Here is a 23,506-nt window from a genome sequence, read left to right on the forward strand (position 1 = left end):
GACAGCCCGTGACCAGCCCCGAGAACGGACCCGACGAGGTCGTCGACGTGGTCGAGACCGAGGGTTCGGCCGCCGAGGCGACCGAGACCGAGCTGACCGAGACGGTCGGCGAGGCCGTCGCCGGGGAGGCCGGCGCCGACGAGGCCGTGGCCGACGTCGACTACTCCATCGAGGAGCCGGCGTTCGACGCCGACGCCTTCGCCGCGGAGGCCCCGCTGCAGGGCGACCGCCCGGTGCAGACCGTCGGCCGCCGCAAGGAGGCCGTCGTCCGCGTGCGTCTCCTGCCCGGCACCGGCCAGTTCACCCTGAACGGCAAGCCGCTCGAGACCTACTTCCCGAACAAGCTGCACCAGCAGGTCGTGAAGGAGCCGCTCGTCACGGTCGAGAAGACCGAGCGCTTCGACGTCTACGCCAACCTGCGTGGCGGCGGCCCCGCGGGCCAGGCCGGTGCGCTGCGCCTGGCCATCGCCCGTGCGCTGGCCGAGCTCGACTCCGAGGACCGTCCGGCCCTGAAGAAGGCCGGCTTCCTCACCCGGGACGCCCGCGCCGTGGAGCGCAAGAAGTACGGCCTCAAGAAGGCCCGTAAGGCGCCCCAGTACTCCAAGCGCTGATCGCACACCGGATGCCTCGCCTCTTCGGAACCGACGGCGTCCGGGGCCTGGCCAACGGCGAACTCCTCACTCCGGAGTTCGCCGTTGGTGTCTGTGCCTCGGCTGCGCGCACCCTTTCCACCGGCACCGACCGGCGGCCCGTCGCGGTCGTCGGGCGGGACCCGCGGGCCAGCGGTGAGATGCTGGAGGCCGCGGTCGTCGCCGGTCTGACCTCGGCCGGTGCCGACGCGATCCGGGTCGGCGTGCTGCCCACCCCGGGCGTCGCGCACCTCGTCGCGCAGACCGGTGCCGACCTCGGCGTGATGATCTCCGCGTCGCACAACCCGATGCCCGACAACGGCATCAAGCTGTTCACCGCGGGCGGTCAGAAGCTCCCCGACGACGTCGAGGACGAGATCGAGCGGGCCTTCACCGGCCCGCCGGCCCCGCGCCCGACGGGTGCCGCCATCGGCCGGGTCTGGGACGCCCCCGACGCGACCTCGGTCTACGTCGGGCACCTGCTGGAGGCCGCGGGCCTCGGGCAGGAGCTGTCGCTGGCCGGACTGACCGTCGTCGTCGACTGTGCCAACGGGGCCGCGTCGCTCGCGGCGCCGGAGGCCTACCGGCAGGCCGGTGCCGAGGTCGTCGCGCTGCACGCCGACCCGGACGGTCTCAACATCAACGACGGCGTCGGATCGACCCACCTCGGGCCGCTGCAGGCCGCCGTCGTCGAGCACGGCGCCGACCTCGGCATCGCGCACGACGGCGACGCCGACCGCTGCCTCGCGGTGGACGCGAACGGTGACGTCGTCGACGGCGACCGGATCATGGCCGTGCTGGCCGTCGCGATGCGCGACGCCGGCGAGCTCGCCCACGACACGCTCGTCGCCACGGTGATGAGCAACCTCGGGCTGCACCTGGCCATGCGGGACGCGGGGATCACCCTCGACACCACCAAGGTCGGCGACCGCTACGTGCTGGAGCGGCTCCGCGAGGGTGGTTTCTCCCTCGGTGGCGAGCAGTCCGGGCACGTCGTGCTCCCGGGGCACGCCACCACCGGCGACGGCCTGCTCACCGCGCTGCGCCTGATGGCGCGCGTCGCGCAGACCCGTACGCCGCTGGCCGAGCTGGCCTCGATCGTCACGGTGCTGCCGCAGGTGCTGGAGAACGTGTCCGTCGCCGACAAGGACGCCGTCGCCGACTCCACCGAGGTCGCCGAGGCCGTCGCGAAGGCCGAGGCCGAGCTGGGTGAGACCGGGCGGGTGCTGCTGCGCCCGTCGGGCACCGAGCAGCTGGTCCGGGTGATGGTCGAGGCGCCGACCGAGGACATCGCCCGCGGTGTCGCCGACCGGCTGGCCGCCGTCGTCGCCTCCGCGAGCTGACGTTCGCACCTGCAAGTTCCACTCCCGCCGGGCCGTGCTCCACGGCCCGGCGGTGGAGTATCCGGCCCGTGTGCGCCGACCTCTTCCGCGATCCCGACGAGCTGGACCGGCTCGCGCGGGCCACCCGCGACCTGGCCGGTGAGCTCGTCCCCGGCACGGCAGGCCCCTACGACGGCCCGCGCCGGATCGCCGACGAGCTGCACGCCGCCGCCGACGCGATGAGCCGGGCCGCCACGGCCGCCCGCGCCGCCGACGACACCGCCCGCACCGGGTTCCGGCTGCTCCCGGACCTGCCCGGCCCCCGGATCCTGCCGTGAGCGCACACGACACCGGTTCCGGCGGCACCGCCGAGGAGCAGGCCCGGGCCCTGCGACGGCTGGCCGAGCGGCTCGACGACACCGCCCACCGGATCGCGTCGATCACCGGCGAGCTGGCGCGGGTGTGGGACGACCCCGCCGGACACGGCTGGGCCGACCGGCTCGAACGGGTGCGGTGGGAGGCGATGCGGCTGGCCGACGCCGCGTCCGCGGATGCCGCGCAGGCCGGTGCGGACGGCGAGCACCTCGGAGCAGGCGGCCCGGCCGCGCAGGTCGGAGCCGAGCGCCCGGCATCCGCCACGGAGCGGCATCCGATCACCACCGGTCTGCGGCTCGGCGCCACCACGGGCACCCGCACCACCGACCGCCGCGGGATGACCGCGCCGCTGCTGCCGCCCCACGAAGCGGGCTGAGACACCCGGCGACGGACGGGCCGGGTGGCTACTTCTCGTCGGCGGCGGTGAGCAGCCCCAGCGGCAGCTGCTCGTGCTGCTCGTCGACCTCGCCGTCGAAGTCGACCAGCGGGGCGCCGGGCACGTCGCCGGAGGTCAGGGCCGACACGCTCTTCTCGTTGATCAGGTGCTCCATCAGGAACGCGGTGACCAGCGCGCGGGTGATCTTGCGGGTCTTGTGCTGCGAACCCTGCTGCAGCAGCACGCCCGACCAGTGCCGCCCGTCGCAGAAGCCCAGGTGCCCGGCCTTCTCGATCGACCGGACCCACGCGTCGCCGCCGGCGGCCAGTGCCATCTGCTCGGCGTAGCGCGCGGACGGGGCCAGCGGGTCCAGGGCGCCGGTGAGGTGCAGCGTCGGCGCGGTGACGTCCGGCGCGGCGGCGATCGCCGACGGGCGCGTCTCCACCGGTGCCATCGTGACGACGGCACCGAGGCGGTCGCGCACGGCCGCGGCCACGAGCGCCGCGCCGCCGCCGGTGCCGTGCCCGAGCAGGGCGGTGCGGCGGGCGTCGACGCTGATCAGGCCGTTGCCCAGGCGCACGCCGCAGCACATGTCGAGCACGGTGTTCATGTCCGAGGAGAACCGGGCGATGCTCGGCAGCGGGCCGCGCTGGGTGTCCGGCGCGGCGGCGACGAAGCCCCAGGTCGCGAGGTGGCGCAGCAGCTCGTGGTAGCGCCGGGTCGGCTGTAGCCAGCCGTGCCCGAGCACGACGGCGGGCAGGCCGTAGCCCTCCGCCGGGGTGTAGACGATCCCCGGTGTTCCGGCCAGGCCCAGGTCGCCGTAGCGCACGGCGTTGGGTCCGGGTCGCGACAGCACGCCGATGGCGTCCTTCGCGCCCTTCATGGACGGGGGACGGGTCACACTGCTCCGGGCCACCGGGGCACCGTACCGGTGCAGGTCATGGCATGCCCGTCCTGCGCGTCGCCCCGGCGTGCCGCGTCCCCCACCCGTGACCGGTGCTCCGGGCGGGCCCGCTACCGCACCGGCGGCGACGCGCCGAGCACCCGGCGCCGCACGGGTCCGATCGCGGCGCCGATACCCTCTGCGGCATGTGTGGCATCGTCGGTTACGTCGGTCATCGCCCCGCACTCGACGTCGTCCTCGGTGGACTGCGCCGGCTGGAGTACCGGGGTTACGACTCCGCAGGCGTCGCGATCTGCGTGGACGGCGAGCTGCGGGTCGAGCGTGCGGCCGGGCCGCTGGCCAACCTGGAGACCCGCCTCGACGAGGTCGGCCGGGACCTGTTCGAGGGCACCTCGGGGATCGGGCACACCCGGTGGGCGACCCACGGGCCGCCGAACGACCGCAACGCGCACCCGCACCGCAGCCTCGACGGCCGGGTCGCGGTCGTGCACAACGGCATCATCGAGAACTTCCTGGAGCTGCGCGCCGAGCTGGAGCAGCGCGGCATCTGGGCCGAGTCCGACACCGACACCGAGACCGCCGCGCACCTGGTCGGCCTGGCCTACGACGGCGAGCTGGCCGGCGCCGACGACACCAAGGGCGACCTGACGGCCTCGGTGCGCGCCGTCGCCAACCGGCTCGAGGGCGCGTTCACTCTGGTCGTGACGCACGCCGACGACCCGGACCGGATCGTCGCCGCCCGCCGCAACTCCCCGCTGGTGCTGGGCCTGGGCGATGGCGAGAACTTCCTGGCCTCCGACGTCGCCGCGTTCATCGAGTTCACCCGCTCCGCGGTCGAGCTGGGCCAGGACCAGGTCGTCACGATCACCCGTGCGGGCTACGAGGTCATCGGCTTCGACGGCGAGCCCGCCGAGGCGAGCCCGTTCGAGGTCACCTGGGACCTCGCCGCCGCCGAGAAGGGCGGCCACGACTACTTCATGCTGAAGGAGATCGAGGAGCAGCCCGTCGCGATCGCGAACACGCTGCGCGGGCACCTCGTCGACGGCCGGATCGTGCTCGACGAGCAGCGCCTGTCCGACCAGGACCTGCGCGACGTCGACAAGGTCTTCGTCGTCGCCTGCGGCACCGCCTACCACTCCGGGCTGCTCGCGAAGTACGCCATCGAGCACTGGACGCGGCTGCCCGTCGAGGTCGAGCTGGCCTCGGAGTTCCGCTACCGCGACCCGGTGCTCGACCGGTCCACGCTGGTCGTCGCGATCTCCCAGTCCGGGGAGACCGCCGACACCCTCGAGGCGCTGCGCCACGCGAAGGACCAGAAGGCCCGCGTCCTCGCGATCTGCAACACCAACGGGGCGCAGATCCCGCGCGAGTCCGACGCGGTGATCTACACCCACGCCGGCCCGGAGATCGGCGTTGCGGCCACCAAGACGTTCACCGCGCAGGTCGCGGCCACCTACCTGGTCGGTCTCGCGCTGGCCCAGGCCCGCGGCACCAAGTACCCCGACGAGGTGGTGCGCGAGTTCCACCAGCTGGAGTCGATGCCCGCCGCCGTCGACGAGGTGCTGGAGTCCCTCGGCGAGGCCCGCGCGCTCGGGCAGGAGCTGGCGCCGTCGAAGGCTGTGCTGTTCCTGGGCCGCCACGTCGGCTACCCGGTGGCGCTGGAGGGTGCGCTCAAGCTCAAGGAGCTCGCCTACATGCACGCCGAGGCGTTCGCCGCCGGCGAGCTCAAGCACGGGCCGATCGCGCTGATCGAGGACGGCCTGCCGGTCGTCGTCGTGATGCCGTCGCCGAAGGGGCGCGCGGTGCTGCACTCGAAGCTGCTGTCCAACATCCAGGAGATCAAGGCGCGCGGCGCCCGCACCGTGGTGATCGCCGAGGTCGGTGACGAGACGGTCCGCCCGTTCGCCGACCACCTCTTCGAGCTGCCCGCCGTGCCGACGCTGCTGCAGCCGCTGGTCGCGACGATCCCGCTGCAGGTCATCGCGGCCGAGATCGCCCGGGCCCGCGGCTACGACGTCGACAAGCCGCGGAACCTGGCGAAGTCGGTCACCGTCGAGTAGCGCCCCTGTGCGGGCCGTGCGGGGAGTGAACGACGCCGTTCGCGGATAACCTCCGCGCATGCACGGTGTCTACGCAGCGGACCAGGTGCGCGCGGCCGAAGCCGCCATGCTCGCGACGGTGCCCGACGGCACGCTGATGCGCCGGGCCGCGTCCGGGCTCGCGCAGCACCTGGCTGCGTACCTGGGCTCGACCTACGGCCGCCGGGTGGTGCTGCTCGTCGGCGCAGGCGACAACGGCGGCGACGCGCTGTGGGCCGGCACCGAGCTGCGCCGCCGCGGCGCGGCGGTCACCGCGCTGCTGCTGAAGCCGGAGCGGGCGCACGCCGCGGGTCTGGCCGCGCTGCGCCGGGCCCGCGGCCGGGTGCTGCCGGTCGGCCCGGACACCATGGACGCGGCGCGGGCGGCGGTCGAGGACGCCGACGTCGTCGTCGACGGGATCGTGGGGATCTCCGGGCACGGCCCGCTGCGCGACCCCGCGCCGCTGCTCGTCGACACCGCGGACACCGCAGGGGTGCCGATCGTGGCGTGCGACCTGCCCAGCGGCGTCGACTGCGACACCGGGATCGCCGACGGCCCGCACGTGCGGGCCGCGTTCACCGTCACCTTCGGCTGCCGCAAGCCGGTGCACGCGCTGGCCGCACCGCTCTGCGGGCCGGTGCGGCTGGTCGACTTCGGGCTCGGCCCGTTCCTGGACTCCCACGCCCCCGAGCCCGACGCGTGGGTGCTCGACGACGCCGACGCCGGAGCCCGCTGGCCCGTCCCCGGCCCGGCCGACGACAAGTACTCCCAGGGCGTCGTCGGGATCGCCGCGGGTTCGGCCGCCTACCCGGGCGCCGCGGTGCTCGCGGCCGGTGCCGCCGCGCTCGCCACGTCCGGGATGGTGCGTTTCGCCGGGGCCGCCGCCGACGAGGTCCGCCTGCACTGGCCGGAGATCGTCGCCACCGGCGACATCACCGACGCCGGGCGCACCCAGGCCTGGGCGGTCGGCCCGGGCATCGGCACCGGCGACACCGGCCGCTCGGTGCTGGAGACGGTGCTCGCCCGCGAGGTCCCCACCTGCATCGACGCCGACGGCATCACCCTGCTCGCCCGGCACGACGACCTGCGCGACCGGATCCACGGCGCCCCGGTGGTGCTCACCCCGCACGCCGGGGAGTTCGCCCGCATCGCCGGATCGGTCGACGACGACCACGGCGGCGACCGGCTCGCCGCCGCCCGCGCGGCCGCCGCCGCACTCGGGGTGACCGTGCTGCTCAAGGGCAACGCCACGGTCGTCGCCGACCCGGACGGGCGGACGCTGGTCGACCCGGCCGCCGACGCGTGGGCGGCCACCGCCGGGTCCGGGGACCTGCTCACCGGCATGATCGGCGCGCTGCTCGCGGCCGGGCTCGACCCGTGGTGGGCGGCAGGCGCCGGGACGCTGGTGCACGCCCGCGCCGCGACCCTGGCCGCCCGGGCCCACGGGCTGCCGCCGGTCCCGGCGCCCGCGACGGCGATCCAGGCCGCCATCCCGTCCGCGGTGCGGGCGGTCCGGGCCGCCGCAGGCGCGCACCGGTAGCGGTCCGGCCGGGCCGGCGCCGCGTCGTGGACCGGCCGGGCGGACCGGGATGCGATGATCGGGGCCGTGTTGCCTGCCGCCGAACCCGCGCCAGGGCCGAGTACCGCGCCCGGGGGCCCGCGCCCGCGCGCCGAGGCGGTCGTCGATCTGGACGCCGTGCGGCACAACGTCGCGCTGCTCTCCGGCACCGCCGCCCGCTCCGGCGCGGCGACGATGGCGGTCGTCAAGGCCGACGCCTACGGCCACGACGCGGCCGCCGTCGCCCGGGCCGCGCTGGAGTCCGGCGCCGACCGGCTCGGCGTCTGCACCCTGGAGGAGGCCCTCGCGGTCCGTGCGGCCGGGATCGACGCACCCCTGCTGAGCTGGCTGCACCTGCCCGACGAGGACTTCGCGTCCGCCGTCGCCGCCGGCGTCGAGCTGGGGGTGTCCTCGCGTGAGCACCTCGCCGCGATGCTGGCCGGGGCCCGTGCTGCGGGCCGCCCGGCCCGGCTGCACCTCAAGGCCGACACCGGGCTGAGCCGCAACGGCTGCCCGCCCGGCGAGTGGCCCGCCCTCGTCGGCGAGGCCGCCGACGCCGTCGCGGACGGCTTCGCCGAGGTCACCGGGGTCTGGTCGCACCTGGCGAGCGCCGACGAGCCCGGCGACCCGAGCATCGACGCCCAGGCCGACCGGCTGCGCGCGGCCGCCGCGCACGTCCGCGACCGCGGCTTCGACCCGCTGGTGCACCTGGCCAACTCCGCGGCCCTGATGACCCGCCCGGACCTGCACTTCGACGTCGTCCGGCCCGGGATCGCGGTCTACGGCCTGGACCCGATCGCGCAGCCCGCCGACAGCCCGCTGGTCCCGGCGATGACGCTGCGCGGCCGGGTCGCGCTGGTCAAGACGATCTCCGCCGGGGAGGGCGTCTCCTACGGCCACGAGTGGGTCGCGCCCACCGAACGGACGCTGGCGCTGGTCCCGCTGGGCTACGCCGACGGCGTCCCGCGGCGGCTCAACAACCGCGGCCGGATGCGCGTGCGGATCGGCGACACGATCCGGCCCGTCGTGGGGCGGGTCTGCATGGACCAGTTCGTCGTCGACTGCGGGCGGCCCGGTGAGCTCGACGTGGCCGTGGGGGACACCGCCGAGCTGTTCGGGACCGGCGCCGGCGGCGCGCCGACCGCCCGCGAGTGGGCCGACGAGCTCGGCACGATCCACTACGAGATCGTCACCGGAATCAGGGGGCGGGTGCGGCGCACGCTCGCGCACCCGTCCGTCGGGGGGAACAACGGATGAGCCGCACGGGATGGACGGTCGCCGGCATCGCCGGTGGCCTGGCCGGGGCCGCGGGTGCCGCGGTCGGGGTCGGCGTGACCAACCAGCGGCGCCGGATCGCCGCCAGCCGGCGCAGCCTCGCGACCGAGATGGCCGAGTACGACGGCAACCCGCCTGCCGGAGTGGTCGGCGAGGACATGTCGGTCACCGCCGACGACGGCGTGCGGCTGGCCTGCGAGGAGGTGCTCCCGGCCGACGGCTCGGAACCCGTGGCCACCGTCGTGCTGATCCACGGGTTCGCGCTCGACCGGCGCACCTGGCAGGAGCAGCGGCCGTTCCTGGCAGGGCTGTCCGGCCCGTCGGTGCGGCTGGTGCTCTACGACCAGCGCAGCCACGGCCGCTCCGAGCGCGCCCCCGCGGAGTCCTGCACGATCGCCCAGCTCGGCCACGACCTCGACGCGGTGATCCGCAGCCTCGCCCCGACCGGACCGCTGGTGCTGGTGTCGCACTCGATGGGCGGCATGACGGTGATGGCACTGGCCGAGCAGAACCCGGAGCTGTTCCGCGACCGGGTCGTCGGCGTCGCGCTGATCTCCACCTCGGCCGGGGAGATGGCCTCCTCCGGGCTGCCGGGCACGTTCCTGTCCCGCCGCAACCCGATCATCCGCGGGCTGTCCGGGCTCGCCGCCTGGCAGCCGGGCTTGGTCGAGGGCGGGCGTCGCGCGCTCGGGGACGTCATCTGGGCGTTCACCAAGCACTTCGCCTACGGCGACAAGCAGGTCGACCCGGCGATGGTCGACCTGGTCGACACCATGATCGACGCCAACGCGGTCGGCGCGCTGACCGACTTCGTCGACACCCTCGGCACGCACGACCGGATCGCGGCCCTGCCCGGTCTGTCCGACGCCGAGGTACTGGTCCTGGCCGGTGACGCGGACCGGATCATCCCGTACCGGCACTCCGAGGTGATCGCCGACGCGATCCCGACCGCGCGGCTGGTGCGCGATCCCGGTGTCGGGCACATGCCGATGCTGGAGACCCCCGACCTGGTCGACGGCGAGCTGGGCGACCTCATCGAGCGCAGCATGGAGCGGGTCCGCGGCGGGAAGGTGCGGCTGCGCCGCCCCGAGCAGCGGCGCAAGGACGAGCGCACCGGCCGGAAACGGTCCGGGACCGCGAAGGGCGGTGCCCAGAAGAACGGCGCCGCGAAGGGCAGGGCCCCGAGGAACGGGGCCCCCAAGGGCAGGGCCTCGAAGAACAGCGCCGCGAAGGCGGGTACGGCGAAGGACACCACCCCGAAGGACGGCGATCCGAAGAACGGTCCCGGGCGGGACAACGGGCCGAACGGCACCGCGACCGACGCCGGAACCTCCACCGGCGGCTCCGCGAGGAACGGCACCGCGGCCGCCCGGAAGAACGTGGCCGCCGACCGGGCCCGGGCCGCCGCCGAGAGCACCCGCAACGCCGTCACCCGGGCCCGCGGACGGGCGGCGCGGAAGGACCGGACGTGATCCCGGCCCCCGGTGCGGAGCCGGTGCGCCACGAGCTGCCCGGCGTCGCCGACACCGAGGCGTTCGGTGAGCAGCTCGGTGGTGAGCTGGCGGCCGGGGACGTGCTGCTGCTGGCCGGTCCGCTGGGTGCGGGCAAGACCGCGCTGGTCCGGGGCCTGGCCCGGGGGCTCGGGGTGGCCGGGCAGGTCGCGTCGCCGACGTTCGTGATCGCGCGCGAGCACCCGTCGTCGGGCGCCGGGCCTGCGCTGGTGCACGTCGACGCCTACCGGCTCGGTGGGCCGGACGGCAGCGTCGACGTCGCCGCCGAGCTCGACGACCTGGATCTGGACACCGAGCTGGAGCGGGCCGTCGTCGCCGTCGAGTGGGGGGTGGGGGTGGCCGACCGGCTCGCGACGAGCGCGGTGGAGGTCGTCCTGGAGCGGCGCGACGACGAGACCCGGGTCGCCACGCTGCGCCGCACCGCACGGCCGTAGGCTGGACGACCGTGCTGGTACTGGCCCTGGACACCGCGACGACCGTCGTCACCGCCGGACTCGTGGAGCTGCCCGGGTCACCGGGCGAGGCGCCGGTGACGCTCGCCGCCCGCGCCCACGACGGCCGCCGCCACGGTGAGCTGCTGATGCCCGCGGTCCGCGCGCTGTGCGCCGAGACCGGCCGCGACCTGGCCGAGGTCGACGCCGTCGTGGTCGGCGCCGGGCCGGGCCCGTTCACCGGGCTGCGGGTCGGGATCGTCTCCGCCGCCGCGCTCGGCGACGCCCTCGGCGTCCCGGTGCACGGCGTGTGCTCGCACGACGCGATCGCCTGGGCCGTGCCGGTCCCGGAAGGCAGCGATCCGAGAGACCCCGGAAACCTGCTCGTCGCCACCGACGCCCGCCGGCGCGAGGTGTACTGGGCGCTCTACGACCCCACCGACCCGCAGGTCCGGCGGATCTCCGGCCCCTCGGTCGAGGCGCCGGAGTCCCTGGGGCAGCGGCTCGGCGAGCTGGGTGTGGGTGCGGTCGCCGGGGACCCGGCGTTCGCCGACCGGCTCGGGGTCGCGATCACCGGGCCGTCCGCCCCGGCACCGGACGGGCTGGTCGCCGTCGCCGCCGCGGACCTGCGCGCCGGCCGCGCACCGGCCCCGGTCGAGCCGCTCTACCTGCGCCGCCCGGACGCCGAGGAGCCGACCGGCCGCAAGCGCGTCACGGCCTGAGCGGACCACCCGTGCCCACCGACGCCACCGTCACGATCGGCCCGCTCTACCGGGCCGACGCCCGCCGCTGCGCGGAGCTGGAGGACCTGCTGTTCCCCGGCGACGACCCGTGGAGCGCCCAGGCCTTCCGCGACGCCGTGTCCTCGGGCCAGCTCTACGTCGCTGCCCGGGCCGACGGCCGGCTGGTCGGCTACGCAGGTCTCGCCGTCGTCGCCGGTCCGCCGCAGGCCGAGGCCGAGGTGCACACCATCGGCGTCGACCCGGACTGGCAGGGACACGGGATCGGGCGCGCGCTGCTGGCGCAGCTGCTCGCCGCCGCCGACGAGCTGGGTGCCACGGTGTTCCTCGAGGTCCGCACGGACAACGAGCCCGCCCGCACGCTCTACGAGTCCACCGGGTTCACCGTGGTCGGGCTGCGCAAGCGCTACTACCGGCCGTCCGGCGCGGACGCGCACACCATGCGCCGCGACCCCGCCGGACCGGCCGGAGAGCAGGGCTAGAGGCTCTTCAGCACGTCGTCCAGGCTGTTGCGGGTGCCCTCGACCAGCAGGTCGACGTGGTCGCGGGTGAACGTCAGCGGCGGCGAGCACACCAGCGCGGTCGCGGTCGCCCGGATCAGCACACCGTGCTCCCGGGTGGCCTTCGCGATCCGTACCGGCAGGTCCGGCGTCGCGGCCAGGCGCTCCGGGTCCACGGCCAGCGCCCCCAGCACGCCGACTCCGCCGCGGGCGTGCCCGACCAGCGGGTGGTCCTCCAGCGACGCCAGCCCGGCGAGCAGCACCGGCTCCAGCTGCAGCGCCCGGTCGAGCAGGCCGTCCCGCTCCATCAGTGCGATCGTCGCCGACCCGGCGGCGCACGCGGCCGGGTGCCCGGCGTAGGTCTGGCCGTGCTTGAAGATCCGGCCCGGCTCGTCCCAGAACGGGGCCGCGACCCGCCCGGAGGCGATCATGCCGCCGAGTGGCTGGTAGCCCGAGGTGATGCCCTTCGCGAACGTCGCGATGTCCGGGCGCACCCCGAACCGGTCGATGCCGAGCCAGGTGCCGAGCCGGCCGAACCCGCAGATGACCTCGTCGGCGACGAACAGCACGCCGTGCCTGCGGCACACGTCGGCGGCGGCCTCGACGTAGCCGGGCGGCGGGGGCAGCACGCCACCGGCGCCGATCACCGGCTCGCAGAAGAACGCGGCCACCCGCTCCGGTCCGACGTCGACGATGGTCTTCTCCAGCGCGGCGGCGTCGTCCCACGCGGTCTGCACGACGTCCGGGGTGAACGGGGCACCGAGCCGGTTGCCGGGGATCCCGGCCAGCGACGTCCCGAACCCGTGCGTGCCGTGGTAGCTGTGCTCACGGTGCAGCAGCACCGTGCGGTCCGGCTCGCCGACGGCGACGAAGTACTCCCGGGCCAGCTTGGCCGCGGTCTCCACGGAGTCGCCGCCGCCGCTGGTGAAGAACACCTTCGCGTCGTCGACCGGGACGCGCTCGGCGATCTCGGTCGCCAGCCGCTCGGCCGGGGCGTTGGTGAAGTCGGTGAACGTCGAGTACGCCTCGAGCTCGTACATCTGGTTCGCGACGGCGTCGACGATCTCGCCGCGACCGTGCCCGACGTTGGAGTACCAGAGGCTGGCGGTGGCGTCGAGGAAGCGGCGGCCGCGGTCGTCGTACACCCATACGTCCTCGCCACGGGTGATCGTGACGGCGCCGTCACGGACGGAGTGCATGGCGGCGAAGGGGTGCCAGAACGCGGTCATCGAGCCTCCTCGGGGCCGGGCCGCCCACCGTCGGGCGGCGCCGGAGGACCCGATCCTCACCCGGTGTGGGGCCGCGGCGCCACAACCGGGCGGGGGACCCGGCAGGGGATCGAGCCTCCGAGAGCACCTCAGGCGTTGTCGGACAGGTGGTTCAGCAGCCGCAGCTCGTCGTGGGTGAGCTGCAGCGTGCGCATCGGCAGCAGCCCGGCGAGCTGGGCGACCGACCGGGCGCTGGACAGCGGCGCGGTCACCGTGGGTTGTGCGGCCAGCCAGGCCAGCGCGACGGCCGGGACCGGCACCTCGTGTCCGGCGGCGATCTCGTCGAGCCCGGCCAGCACCGCCCGGCCGCGGGAGTCGAGGTAGGCCTCGGCGCCCTCGGCCCGCGGGCCCTCCGGCGCGGGGGAGTCGGGCCGGTACTTGCCGGTGAGGAAGCCCTTGGCCAGCCCGAAGTACGGGTAGACGGCCAGCCCCTCGGCCTCGGCGATCGGGGCGAGCGCGGCCTCGTAGTCGTCGCGCTCCATCAGGTTGTAGTGCGGCTGGATCGCGGTGTACGCGGTCAGCCCGTCGCGCGCGGAGATCTCCAGCGACGAGCGCAGCCGCTCGGCGGAGAAGTTCGACGCGCCGATCTCCCGGACCAGGCCCTCGCGGACCAGGGCGTCGAACGCGTCGAGGGTCTCCTCCTGCGCGGTGTCCGGGTCGTCGCGGTGGGCGTAGTAGAGGTCGATCCGGTCGGTGCCCAGCCGGCGCAGCGAGTCACGCGCCGCGGCGGCGATGTTCTCCGCGCCCAGCCCGGGGCGTTCCGGCCAGCTGCCGACCTTCGTCGCGATGCTCAGGGCGTCCCGGTTGCCCCGGGCGGCCATCCACTCGCCGAGGATCGTCTCGGACTCGCCGCCGGAGTTGCCCGGCGCGCGCCACGTGTAGGAGTCGGACGTGTCGATCGTCGTGCCACCGGCCTCGACGAAGGCGTCGAGCACCGCGAACGAGGTGTCGCGGTCCGCCGTCCAGCCGAAGACGTTCGCACCGAGTGCCAGGTCAGCCACGGCGCCGACGCTACCGAAGAGCGACGGCGCCGCGGCCGGTCCCGGCCTCAGGCCTCCTGCAGCCCCGGCCTGCGGTCCTCGGTGACGAACTTCCCGCGGCTCTCCACCGGCGCACCCGGCGTCTTCACGTACGGGACGACCTTGTACTCGCTGGTCAGCGTCTCGGGCGTGAACCGGGTGCTGACGTAGCCGCGGCGGTTGTTGAAGAACTTCACGTGCGGGTTCTCCGCCAGCGTGGTGGCGGTGTCCGGGCGGACCTCGGTGCCGTCCCCACCGGAGGTGATCGACGTCGACACCAGCTCGGTGCCGATCACCGGCGACGCCGGGTCGTCGAAGCGCTGCTTGACGTCCGCGCCCCAGTGGGCGTGCACGTCGCCGGTCAGGACGACCAGGTTGCGGCCCCGGTGCTTCCGGTTCGCCGCCACCCAGGAGTCGACGACGCGGTCGCGCGAACCCGGGTAGCCGTCCCACGCGTCGGGGTTGAAGCCGCGGCCCGGGCCGGGGGTGAAGTCGACCTGGGAGAAGAAGACCTGCTGGCCCAGCACGTCCCAGCGGGCCCGGGACCGCTCGAAGCCCTTGCCGATCCACTGTTCCTGCGGGGATCCGGGCAGCGACCGCGCCGGGTCGGTGCGCTCCGGGCAGTCGCTGTTGAACTTGTCCCCGCACGGCTGGTCGCCGCGGTACTGGCGGGTGTCGAGCATGTGGAAGGTGACCAGGTTGCCGTAGCCGATCCGGCGGTAGAGCTGCATCGACGCCCCGCGCGGGCGCTGCGCGGCACGCAGCGGCATGTTCTCCCAGTACGCCCGGAACGCAGCGGTCTTGCGCGCGGTGAAGTCGCCGGGCGGGTCGATCGGCAGCTCACGGACGTCGCCTGCCCAGTTGTTCTCGACCTCGTGGTCGTCGAACACCGGCAGCCACGGCGCGGCGGCGTGCGCGGCCTGCAGGTCGGTGTCGGCGTGGTACTGGCCGTAGCGCTGGCGGTAGTTCTCCAGCGTGGTCGTCTCCGGGCCGACGTGGTTGCGCGGGTTCCCGCCCGGCGCGACGTAGTGCCCGGCGGCGTACTCGTACATGTAGTCGCCGAGGAACAGGATGACGTCCGGGTGCTCCTCGGCCATCCGCCGGTAGGCGGTGAAGTAGCCGTGCTCGTACTGCGCGCAGGAGGTGAACGCCATGTGCACCGGGCTCATCGACGCCGGCTGCGGGGCGGTGCGGGTGCGGCCGGCGTCGGACACGGCGCGGCCCACCTTGAAGCGGTAGAAGTAGTCGCGGCCCGGGCGCAGGCCCGCGACCTCGGCGTGCACGCTGTGCCCCAGCTCGGGGCCGGTGGTCTCCCGGCCGCGGCGGACGATCCGGGTGAAACGCTCGTCGTCGGCGATCTCCCACTCGACCTCGGTGCGCCGGTTGCCGAGCCCGCCGAGGCCGTCCTCGGCGGTGGGGTCGGTGGCGAGCCGGGTCCAGAGGACGACCGAGTCCGGCCACGGCTCGCCGGAGGCGACACCGAGCCCGAACGGGTCCCCGGCGGGACGTGCGCGGGGCACGCCCGCGGCGGGGGACGTGAGCGGCGATGTTGCGGCCGAGGCCGCAGCGGGTAGGGAGATGGCGGCGGCGGCCGCGCCCGCGGTGGTGAGCCCGGTGCGCAGCAGGGAACGGCGAGAGATGACCACGCGCGCAGTCGATCAGCCCCGCGCGAGGCACCGGTGTCCGGAGTACGGCGCGCCGGTGAACAGCCGGTGCCGGTGATCACCGAACCGGGTGGATCCGGGCGGGTTCGCCGCGCCGGGAGCGAAGCGGTTGTGACCCGGCTCCGGTTCTGGCACTCTCGTCGGTAGAGTGCCAATGGCGCGAGCGAGACCCCCGGCCGAGGCCCCGGCACCCGCGACGGCGGGGCCCCGGCAGGTCCGCGAACGCACGTGACACCGGACAGAACCCGTGACACCGGATTCACCCCAGGAAGGGGAGGTCATCGTCGTGGCGAACATCAAGCCGCTCGAGGACAAGATCGTCGTTCAGGCCAGCGAGGCGGAGACCACCACCGCGTCGGGCATCGTCATCCCGGACACCGCCAAGGAGAAGCCCCAGGAGGGCAAGGTCCTGGCCGTCGGCCCGGGCCGGGTGGACGACAACGGCAACCGCGTCCCGCTCGACGTCGCCGTGGGCGACGTCGTCATCTACTCCAAGTACGGCGGCACCGAGGTCAAGTACAACGGCGAGGAGTACCTGATCCTCTCCGCCCGCGACGTGCTGGCCGTCGTCAACTGACGATCCGCAGCACCACGCATCGCACCGCCCCGGGCGGGTCACCCTCCCGGTGGTCCCGCCCGGGGCGGTCGCGTTCGTACCCCCACAGCACGAGAGGCTGAGAGACACAGATGGCGAAGCAGATCAGCTTCGACGAGGACACCCGTCGCGCACTCGAGCGCGGGGTGAACCAGCTCGCCGACGCGGTGAAGGTGACGCTCGGCCCGCGCGGCCGGCACGTCGTCATCGACAAGAAGTTCGGCGGCCCGACCGTCACGAACGACGGCGTCACGATCGCCCGCGAGGTCGACCTCGAGGACCCGTTCGAGAACCTCGGCGCGCAGCTGGCGAAGACCGTCGCGACCAAGACCAACGACGTCGCCGGTGACGGCACGACCACCGCGACCGTGCTGGCCCAGGCCCTGGTGAAGGAGGGCCTGCGCAACGTGGCCGCCGGCGCCGGGCCCGCCGCGCTCGGCCAGGGCATCGACGCCGCCGCGAAGAAGATCTCCGAGATCCTGCTGGAGAAGGCCACCCCGGTCGAGGGCGAGAAGCACATCGCCCAGGTCGGCGCGATCGCCTCCCGCGAGCAGGAGATCGGCGACCTCATCGCCAAGGCGATCGAGACCGTCGGTACCGACGGCGTCATCACGGTCGAGGAGGGCTCCACCCTCGCGACCGAGCTGGAGATCACCGAGGGCCTGCAGTTCGACAAGGGCTACCTGTCGCCGTACTTCGTCACCGACACCGAGTCGATGGAGGCCGTGCTGGAGGACCCCTACATCCTCCTGCACCGCGACAAGATCTCCTCCATCCAGGACCTGCTCCCGCTGATGGAGAAGGTGCTCAACGAGGGCCGCCCGCTGCTGATCGTGGCCGAGGACGTCGAGGGCGAGGCACTGTCCACCCTGGTCGTCAACTCGATCCGCAAGACGATCAAGGTCGCCGCGGTCAAGGCGCCGTTCTTCGGTGACCGCCGCAAGGCGTTCCTGGACGACCTCGCCGTCGCCACCGGCGGCACGGTCATCAACCCCGAGGTGGGCCTCAAGCTCTCCGAGGCGGGGCTGGACCTGCTGGGCCGCGCGCGCCGCGTCGTCGTCACCAAGGACGACACCACCTTCGTCGAGGGTGGCGGCAGCAAGGCCGACATCGAGGGCCGGGTCGCGCAGATCAAGCGCGAGATCGAGGAGTCCGACTCCGACTGGGACCGCGAGAAGCTGCAGGAGCGGCTGGCGAAGCTGTCCGGCGGCGTCGCGGTCATCAAGGCCGGTGCGGCGACCGAGACCGCGCTCAAGGAGCGCAAGCACCGCATCGAGGACGCGGTGTCCGCCACCCGTGCCGCGGTCGAGGAGGGCATCGTGCCCGGCGGCGGTTCGGCGCTGGTGCACGCGGCCAACGAGCTCGACGACCTCGGCCTGATCGGGGACGCCGCGACCGGTGTCTCGATCGTCCGCAAGGGCCTCACCGCCCCGCTGTACTGGATCGCCGAGAACGGCGGCGACGAGGGCGCCATCGTGACCTCGCGGGTCGCCGAGGGCGGCTGGGGGACCGGATACAACTCGGCCACCCGCAGCTACGGCGACCTGGTCGCCGACGGCGTCATCGACCCGGTCAAGGTGACCCGGTCGGCCGTCGAGAACGCGGCGTCGATCGCCAAGCTGGTGCTCACCACGGAGAGCGCCGTGGTGGACAAGCCCGAGGAGGAGGAGCCCGCCGCAGGCGGTGGCCACGGCCACGGCCACGGGCACTGATCCCGGACAGCAGAAGACCCCGCACACGACGACGGCGGGCGGCCCTCGGGTCGCCCGCCGTTGTTGTTGCGGGGCAAGTGTGTTGATGCCGGGGTGGAGGGATGGAAGACCCACCGCCCCGGGGCTCGTCAGGCAGTGCCGAGAGTCTTCTCGACAGGCCGGTCGGGCGTCGTGGCGGCGCCGACCTTGAGCGTGCGGCGCGGACCGCGGATGATCGCGTCCCGCTCGGATTCGGACAGGCCTCCCCAGATGCCGTACGGCTCGTGCACCGACAGCGCGTGTTCACGGCACTGCTGCACGACCGGGCAGCCCTGGCAGACCTGCTTGGCGCTCGCCTCGCGACGCGCCCGTGCGGGGCCTCGCTCGCCCTCGGGATGGAAGAAGAAGGCACTGTCCATCCCCCGGCAGGCCCCCTCCATCTGCCAGTCGTAGATGTCGGCGACCGGCCCGGGCAGCCTCCGGATGTCCGCCATTTCGTCACCTGCCTTGAGAGTCTCGGATCAGACGTCGGCCGGATTCCCCCGCTCCCGGGGGTGCAAACCTGTCCGGGCGAAGAACGATCGCGCACGACCGGTGGATCGGTGGGTGGCAGGTGGAACGGTGTGTGACCGGCGTCGATCCGGCGATCCGGGGGTTGCTCGGCGGCTCCGCGGCCCCCGGTGCCGTGCGCGCCGCGGCCCGTGACGCCGGCCCGCAGCGGCGCTGGGCGGGCGCCGTGGCCCTCGGCGGCGCCGGGTACTACGCCGCCGCGGCCGCGGTGCTGGACCCGCTGCGCCACGACCCGGCCGTCGCGCCTGCGGTACGGGCACATGCCGCGGTCACCCGGGCCTCGCACCTACGGCAGCTCGGCGGGCACGCCCGTGCCGCGGCGCTGGACGGGACCGGCCTGCGTCTCGCGCTCGCGTCCGGTGCCGTGGCAGCCGGCGGCGAGGTAGGGGAAACCGGCGACGTGTGGGGAGCCGGTGCCGGGGCCGCCGTCGCCGACGCCTGCACCGGGCTGGCCGCCGACGCGCTCGGCCGGGGGGATGCGGGAGGAGCGGCCCGGCTGCTGGACCGGGCGGCACCGTGGTGCGTGCCCGGCAGCCGCTCCGCCGTCCGGTACGGCTGGGTCGCCGCCGAGACCGCGTTGCTGCGCGGGGACCCGGCCGCCGCACTCGCGGCCGCGACCGCGGCACTGACGACGGCCCGTGCGCTCGGCTCGGTCCGGCACGTGCTCAAGAGCCGGGTGGTCCGCGCGGTCGCGGCCGGGCTGCCGGGCTCCGGCGCCGGGGAGACTCCGGCCGCCCTGCTCGCCGAGCTCGACGACGTCGCCGCCCGCGCGCTCGGGGCCGGGCTGCTTCCGCTGCGGTGGCCGGCTCTGTTCGCCGGGGCGGACCTCGCGGCGCGACACGCCGAGGAGGTGCCGTTGGATACGCACAGTCGACAAACGGCTGCGGAGGGTCGCCGACATGCAGGGTTGCAGACGGTGAGCGCGTTGTTCACGCGATGTGACCGACTCGGCCGCGACCTGCTGCGGGAGTCGTGCCCGTGAAGGGCTCCGAAGGATGTACCGTACGGACTACTCCATTCGGCGACTCTTCACCCACATGCCACTGAGGGCGGGAGACGAGTTCCGACCGGAGAGCACAAAATCGCCCCGACCGTGTCAAGGTGAGAGGGTCACCCGCCGATTCGGAGGGTGAATATCACCCGGCTGCAGGAAGCTGCAGGAAGGAATCGTCGTGACGACGGTACTCATCTGCGACGATCGTCGCAGCGTCCGCGAGGGTCTGACCCGCGTCATGTCCGCGGTCCCCGGGGTCCAGCGCATCGACTGCGTGGCCCACGGGGACGAACTCCTCGCCCGCTACGCCCGCCAGTCCGTCGACGTGGTCCTCGTCGGGACCCAGCGGGCCGTCCCCACCGGTGTCGAGGCGACCCGTCGCCTGGTCGCCGCGCACCCCCAGGCCAACGTCATCGTGTTCGGGGCCCCCGACGACGCCGGGAGCATCGCCGCGGCGATCGCCGGCGGGGCACGTGGCTACCTGCGCTGGGACGCCTCGCGTCCCGAGCTGGTCGCCGCACTCGCGCACACCCTCGCCAGCACCTCGGTGCCCACCCCCCGGGTGCCGACCGACCCGGGTGTCCAGCTCACCGAGCGCGAGCTGCAGGTGCTGCGCGGGATGAGCCAGGGCAAGAGCAACGGCCAGATCGGCCGCGAGCTCTACCTGTCCGAGGACACCGTCAAGACCCACGCGCGCCGGCTGTTCCGCAAGCTGGGTGTGCGTGACCGCGCCCAGGCCGTCGCGCACGGCTTCCGCCGCGGTCTGGTGTCCTGACCCGCACGACCGCACGGCACGACCGCGCCGCACGAGCACACGGCACGACCGCACCACCGCCGGACGCCCCCGTCGTCCGTCACCCGCGGAACGACCCTCGGTCTCCCCGCCGAGGAACCGTCGTCCCGCAGCCCGCAGCACCAGAGCGGGTGATCCGAGAGCCGGACCGGGCCCCCGCGGTCCGGCTCAGCGGTAGCGACCCACCGTCCGTCGTGACGGCATGGCCACCCCCATGGCCCGGTCGCCGCCCCTCGCTACTCCTTCTGCCGGGCCCCCGCCCGGACCGAGCGACCCGACCGGCGCCGAACCGCGCGGCAACCGCGACGGACGGTCCGCGCCGTGGCTCCCGGCCCCGCTCGACCCCCCTCCGCACACCCGGGATGCACTCGTGGGCGTCACCGGGGCGCCTCCGCTGCGTCGCCGACCGTTCGCCGACCGTGCTCGGCCCATGGCCGTGTGCGCTCGGTGTCCGAGCAACCTCCGGAGGGGCCCGATCGTCGTACATGGTGTGGAGCAACTCCCGTGCGCCGTGTGCGCTCGGATACGGTGAACCCACCTCGACCTGTGCGCGGGTCGCCGTAGATGTGACCTGTTCCACGAACGGATGACTCCAGCTCAGCCTCGTAACGCCCGGGCGGTTCCCCACGATGAGTGAATCAAGAGACGTACCCGACGAGTGGATCGAAGCGGCCATGGCCGGCGACCGCTCCGCCGTCGAGCGCGTTCTCGCAGTGATTCGTCCCCTCGTCGTGCGCTACTGCCGTGCCCGGCTGGGGGGCGACCGTGGGTCCGTCTCGGCGGACGACGTCGCCCAGGAGGTGTGTCTCGCAGTGCTCACGGCGTTGCCGGGCTACCGGGTTCAGGGACGTCCCTTCCTGGCGTTCGTCTACGGCATCGCGTCCCACAAGGTGATCGATGCCCACCGGGCCGCGTCCCGGAATCGCTCCGAGCCCGTCGCGGACGTCCCGGACCACATGGAGGTCTCGGACGGCCCCGAGACGCGGGCACTTCAGGTCGAGCTGTCGGAGGAGATGTCCAGGCTGCTGGAGATCCTTCCGGAGAAACATCGGGAGATCATCGTGTTGCGGGTCGTCGTGGGCCTGTCCGCGGAGGAGACCGCGGCGGCCGTCGGCTCCACCCCGGGCGCAGTCCGGGTCGCCCAGCACCGGGCTCTGACCCGGCTGCGCAAGAGCATGAGTGAGGAGGTGGTCCGGGATGCGTGACCAGGATCCGCACGGCTCGGACACCTCCCGCGCCGACGACGGGTGGGAGCACCCGCCGGCGTCGGTCACCCGCGGGCGCTTCGGCGAACCGCGGCAGAACACGAACAACAACGGTGCCGGCGCCGCGCCGCCGTTCGGGAAGCCGCTCGGTACCTCCGACGCCGAGGACGAGGGTCCGGTCGACCTCGTCGAGATGCAGGCCGACGACGAGCTGATCAATGCGCTCGCGTCCGGCCTCGGCGTGTCCGGCCCCGGCCACCAGGGCTACGACGCCGACGACCGCCTGGTCGCCGCGCTCGCGTCCTGGCGCGCCGAGATCGACGAGAAGCCGGTGCCCGAGCTGGTCGGCACCGACGAGGCCGTCGCGCTGCTGCAGCCCGCCCGCCCGGCGCGGCGCCGGGTGTCCTACCTGCGCCCGCTGGTCGCCGCCGCCGCGGTCGCCGCGGTCGCGGTCGGTGTCGTCTCGGTCGGGGCGCACGGCGCCCAGCCCGGCGACCCGCTCTGGGGCGTCTCGAAGGTCCTCTACAGCGAGCACTCCCAGCAGGTGCAGGCCGCGTCCGACCTGCGTGACGGCATCGCCCGGGTCAACGCCGCACTCGCCTCCGGCGACTCGGCGGGCGCCCGCGACGAGATCGGCCGCCTCGGCCCGCTCGTCGGGAAGGCCGGACCGGACCAGCGGGAGTACTTCTCCGGCCAGGAGCGCTTCCTGCGCGCCAAGGCGGCGGAGACCCCGCAGGGCACCCCGACCGATCCGCAGGCGCCGCTGCGCGACGGCACCCGGGCCCCCGGGTCCGGGCAGAACGCGACGACGACCGCGCCGTCGGGCACGACCGGCCCGTCCGGTACCACCGGGCCCTCCGGCACCACCGGGCCCTCGGGGACGACCGGCCCGTCCGGGTCGACGGGCCCCTCCGGCTCGACGAGCCCGTCGGGCACCAGCGGGTCCGCCGGCGCCGTGGCGCCCTCGCCGAGCGCGCCGCAGTCGCCGTCGGGCTCCGCGGGCAACGCGCCGCAGAACCCGGCGGCCCGGCCGTCGCCGAGCTCCCCGACCACCCCGGGCGGTGCCGAGAGCGGGTCCGCCGACCCGCGCCGGCCGGCGAACCCGTCGGGTCCGGACCCGCGCAGGGCCGAGGCCCCGGCACCGGGTGGCGGCACCTCGGCACCGCCGTCCTCGGGCGGCTCGGAGACCCCGCCGCCGTCCAGCGAGGGCGCCGGCGACCGGACGACCACCCCGCCGCCGTCGTCGGAGACGGTCCGCCCGACCGCCTCCGGCGAGGGCGGCCCGGACCCGGCGCAGCCGCCGGCCACCCCGCCGTCGTCGACGACGACCGGAGCGGTCAGCAGCACGTCCAACTGAGTACGTCCAACTGGGACGGACACCCGGCACCGCACAGCGGAACGGCCCCGGAGGATTCCTCCGGGGCCGTTCTCGTGTGCGGGTGCCCCCGACCGTCGGCTCAGTACAGCTCAGTACAGCTCGGTACGGCTCAGTCGTCGGCGAGGGTCGCGTCGGCGAAGCCGCGGCAGTACTCCCAGGTGACGTAGTGCGCGGGGTCCGGGTCGTAGGCGGGCTCGTGCGGGCGCATGCGGCCCTCGTCGAGCAGCTGCTGCAGGCTCGCGCGCAGCAGGTTCCACTCGTGGAAGTGCTGCTCGCCGCAGTCGGCGCAGTCGACGACGATGCCGCGCACCCCGCGGCCGGACAGCAGTGCCTGGTAGACGGCGAGGTCGGCGAGGTCGGCGATGATCTCGCCGCGCTCGACCTCGTTCAGCCGGCCCGGCTCGTCGTCGGAACCGGGCCAGGTGGCCTCACCGGACGTGTCGAGCGCGTCCATCGAGAGCGCGGGATCGTCCGGGTCGCCGGCGAACGGGTCCGGTGGGAGCGCCTCTGATGACACGCCGTACACGGTACTCGGCCTTCCGGTGCGGTGGCCGGACCACCCCGGCCCGGCACGTACGATGTGGCGAAGCGGCGAGCGCCCGCCGCGGTACGTGCGACTCCAGGGGTTCG

Annotated in this window: 23 protein-coding genes; 17 read left to right on the forward strand and 6 right to left on the reverse strand. The window is 74.5% G+C overall.

What is annotated here, in order from left to right; all coding sequences use genetic code 11:
- The first annotated feature begins 8 nt into the window (after positions 1 to 8).
- From rpsI to ACLE50_RS03530, 4 genes are all read left to right on the forward strand, one after another.
- Positions 9 to 611 (forward strand): 30S ribosomal protein S9, encoded by a 603-nt coding sequence (gene rpsI, locus ACLE50_RS03515; RefSeq protein ID WP_410941869.1) that lies wholly within the window; start codon positions 9 to 11, stop codon positions 609 to 611.
- Positions 612 to 622: 11 nt separating this feature from the next.
- A complete protein-coding gene (gene glmM / locus ACLE50_RS03520; RefSeq protein WP_410941870.1) occupies positions 623 to 1,972 on the forward strand; it encodes a phosphoglucosamine mutase in 1,350 nt (449 codons plus the stop codon).
- Positions 1,973 to 2,040: 68 nt separating this feature from the next.
- The gene (locus ACLE50_RS03525) at positions 2,041 to 2,289 is read left to right on the forward strand and encodes a hypothetical protein (protein ID WP_410941871.1); all 249 of its coding nucleotides are present in this window, start codon (positions 2,041 to 2,043) and stop codon (positions 2,287 to 2,289) included.
- Positions 2,286 to 2,702: a hypothetical protein gene (locus tag ACLE50_RS03530; protein WP_410941872.1), complete on the forward strand. Its 417-nt coding sequence runs from the start codon at positions 2,286 to 2,288 to the stop codon at positions 2,700 to 2,702. The genes ACLE50_RS03525 and ACLE50_RS03530 overlap by 4 nt, the downstream gene beginning before the upstream one ends.
- Positions 2,703 to 2,730: 28 nt before the next feature.
- Here the strand turns inward: ACLE50_RS03530 and ACLE50_RS03535 are convergent, their stop codons facing one another.
- Positions 2,731 to 3,618 (reverse strand): dienelactone hydrolase family protein, encoded by an 888-nt coding sequence (locus tag ACLE50_RS03535; RefSeq protein ID WP_410941873.1) that lies wholly within the window; start codon positions 3,616 to 3,618, stop codon positions 2,731 to 2,733.
- A 173-nt stretch (positions 3,619 to 3,791) separates the two neighbouring features.
- Between ACLE50_RS03535 and glmS the strand changes: the two genes are divergently transcribed.
- The 7 genes from glmS to rimI all read left to right on the forward strand — a co-directional run bounded on the left by glmS (position 3,792) and on the right by rimI (position 11,681).
- Positions 3,792 to 5,666 (forward strand): glutamine--fructose-6-phosphate transaminase (isomerizing), encoded by a 1,875-nt coding sequence (gene glmS / locus ACLE50_RS03540; protein ID WP_410941874.1) that lies wholly within the window; start codon positions 3,792 to 3,794, stop codon positions 5,664 to 5,666.
- Positions 5,667 to 5,724: 58 nt separating this feature from the next.
- Positions 5,725 to 7,224, forward strand: coding sequence for an NAD(P)H-hydrate dehydratase (locus ACLE50_RS03545; RefSeq protein ID WP_410941875.1), 1,500 nt, complete (start codon positions 5,725 to 5,727; stop codon positions 7,222 to 7,224).
- 66 nt (positions 7,225 to 7,290) lie between these two features.
- Positions 7,291 to 8,499: an alanine racemase gene (alr, locus tag ACLE50_RS03550; protein ID WP_410941876.1), complete on the forward strand. Its 1,209-nt coding sequence runs from the start codon at positions 7,291 to 7,293 to the stop codon at positions 8,497 to 8,499.
- On the forward strand, positions 8,496 to 9,989 hold the full coding sequence (locus ACLE50_RS03555) for an alpha/beta fold hydrolase (RefSeq protein ID WP_410941877.1): 1,494 nt from the start codon (positions 8,496 to 8,498) through the stop codon (positions 9,987 to 9,989). Before alr ends, ACLE50_RS03555 begins: the two co-directional genes overlap by 4 nt.
- Positions 9,986 to 10,462 carry a tRNA (adenosine(37)-N6)-threonylcarbamoyltransferase complex ATPase subunit type 1 TsaE gene (gene tsaE / locus ACLE50_RS03560; protein ID WP_410941878.1) on the forward strand — a complete coding sequence of 159 codons (477 nt, stop codon included), beginning with the start codon at positions 9,986 to 9,988 and terminating at the stop codon, positions 10,460 to 10,462. Before ACLE50_RS03555 ends, tsaE begins: the two co-directional genes overlap by 4 nt.
- A gap of 11 nt (positions 10,463 to 10,473) precedes the next feature.
- Positions 10,474 to 11,181, forward strand: coding sequence for a tRNA (adenosine(37)-N6)-threonylcarbamoyltransferase complex dimerization subunit type 1 TsaB (gene tsaB / locus ACLE50_RS03565; protein ID WP_410941879.1), 708 nt, complete (start codon positions 10,474 to 10,476; stop codon positions 11,179 to 11,181).
- 11 nt (positions 11,182 to 11,192) lie between these two features.
- On the forward strand, positions 11,193 to 11,681 hold the full coding sequence (gene rimI / locus ACLE50_RS03570; protein WP_410941880.1) for a ribosomal protein S18-alanine N-acetyltransferase: 489 nt from the start codon (positions 11,193 to 11,195) through the stop codon (positions 11,679 to 11,681).
- Here rimI and ACLE50_RS03575 read toward each other — a convergent pair.
- The 3 genes from ACLE50_RS03575 to ACLE50_RS03585 form a co-directional block, all read right to left on the reverse strand.
- A complete protein-coding gene (locus ACLE50_RS03575; RefSeq protein WP_410941881.1) occupies positions 11,678 to 12,928 on the reverse strand; it encodes an aminotransferase family protein in 1,251 nt (416 codons plus the stop codon). The genes rimI and ACLE50_RS03575 overlap by 4 nt on opposite strands.
- A 128-nt stretch (positions 12,929 to 13,056) precedes the next feature.
- The gene (locus ACLE50_RS03580; RefSeq protein ID WP_410941882.1) at positions 13,057 to 13,968 is read right to left on the reverse strand and encodes an aldo/keto reductase; all 912 of its coding nucleotides are present in this window, start codon (positions 13,966 to 13,968) and stop codon (positions 13,057 to 13,059) included.
- Positions 13,969 to 14,015: 47 nt separating this feature from the next.
- Entirely contained in the window at positions 14,016 to 15,632 is a 1,617-nt protein-coding gene (locus tag ACLE50_RS03585; RefSeq protein WP_410941883.1) for an alkaline phosphatase D family protein, read from the reverse strand.
- 304 nt (positions 15,633 to 15,936) lie between these two features.
- Here ACLE50_RS03585 and groES point away from each other — a divergent pair, with 304 nt between their 5' ends.
- Positions 15,937 to 16,227, forward strand: coding sequence for a co-chaperone GroES (gene groES / locus ACLE50_RS03590; protein ID WP_010225616.1), 291 nt, complete (start codon positions 15,937 to 15,939; stop codon positions 16,225 to 16,227).
- Between the two features lie 110 nt (positions 16,228 to 16,337).
- Entirely contained in the window at positions 16,338 to 17,957 is a 1,620-nt protein-coding gene (groL, locus tag ACLE50_RS03595) for a chaperonin GroEL (protein ID WP_410941884.1), read from the forward strand.
- A gap of 128 nt (positions 17,958 to 18,085) precedes the next feature.
- Here the strand turns inward: groL and ACLE50_RS03600 are convergent, their stop codons facing one another.
- Positions 18,086 to 18,430: a WhiB family transcriptional regulator gene (locus tag ACLE50_RS03600; RefSeq protein ID WP_410941885.1), complete on the reverse strand. Its 345-nt coding sequence runs from the start codon at positions 18,428 to 18,430 to the stop codon at positions 18,086 to 18,088.
- 131 nt (positions 18,431 to 18,561) lie between these two features.
- Between ACLE50_RS03600 and ACLE50_RS03605 the strand changes: the two genes are divergently transcribed.
- From ACLE50_RS03605 to ACLE50_RS03620, 4 genes are all read left to right on the forward strand, one after another.
- On the forward strand, positions 18,562 to 19,488 hold the full coding sequence (locus ACLE50_RS03605; RefSeq protein WP_410941886.1) for a hypothetical protein: 927 nt from the start codon (positions 18,562 to 18,564) through the stop codon (positions 19,486 to 19,488).
- A gap of 190 nt (positions 19,489 to 19,678) precedes the next feature.
- The gene (locus ACLE50_RS03610; protein ID WP_010225624.1) at positions 19,679 to 20,275 is read left to right on the forward strand and encodes a response regulator transcription factor; all 597 of its coding nucleotides are present in this window, start codon (positions 19,679 to 19,681) and stop codon (positions 20,273 to 20,275) included.
- Between the two features lie 647 nt (positions 20,276 to 20,922).
- Positions 20,923 to 21,498, forward strand: a complete 576-nt coding sequence (locus ACLE50_RS03615) for a sigma-70 family RNA polymerase sigma factor (RefSeq protein ID WP_410941887.1) — start codon at positions 20,923 to 20,925, stop codon at positions 21,496 to 21,498.
- A complete protein-coding gene (locus ACLE50_RS03620) occupies positions 21,491 to 22,855 on the forward strand; it encodes an anti-sigma-D factor RsdA (RefSeq protein ID WP_410941888.1) in 1,365 nt (454 codons plus the stop codon). Before ACLE50_RS03615 ends, ACLE50_RS03620 begins: the two co-directional genes overlap by 8 nt.
- Positions 22,856 to 22,985: 130 nt before the next feature.
- Here ACLE50_RS03620 and ACLE50_RS03625 read toward each other — a convergent pair whose 3' ends face one another.
- Complete coding sequence (locus ACLE50_RS03625) at positions 22,986 to 23,393, reverse strand: DUF5319 domain-containing protein (protein WP_410941889.1); 408 nt, start codon at positions 23,391 to 23,393, stop codon at positions 22,986 to 22,988.
- Positions 23,394 to 23,506 lie beyond the last annotated feature (113 nt).

Source organism: Pseudonocardia phyllosphaerae (assembly GCF_046546475.1).
GTDB classification, from domain to species: Bacteria; Actinomycetota; Actinomycetes; order Mycobacteriales; family Pseudonocardiaceae; genus Pseudonocardia; species Pseudonocardia phyllosphaerae.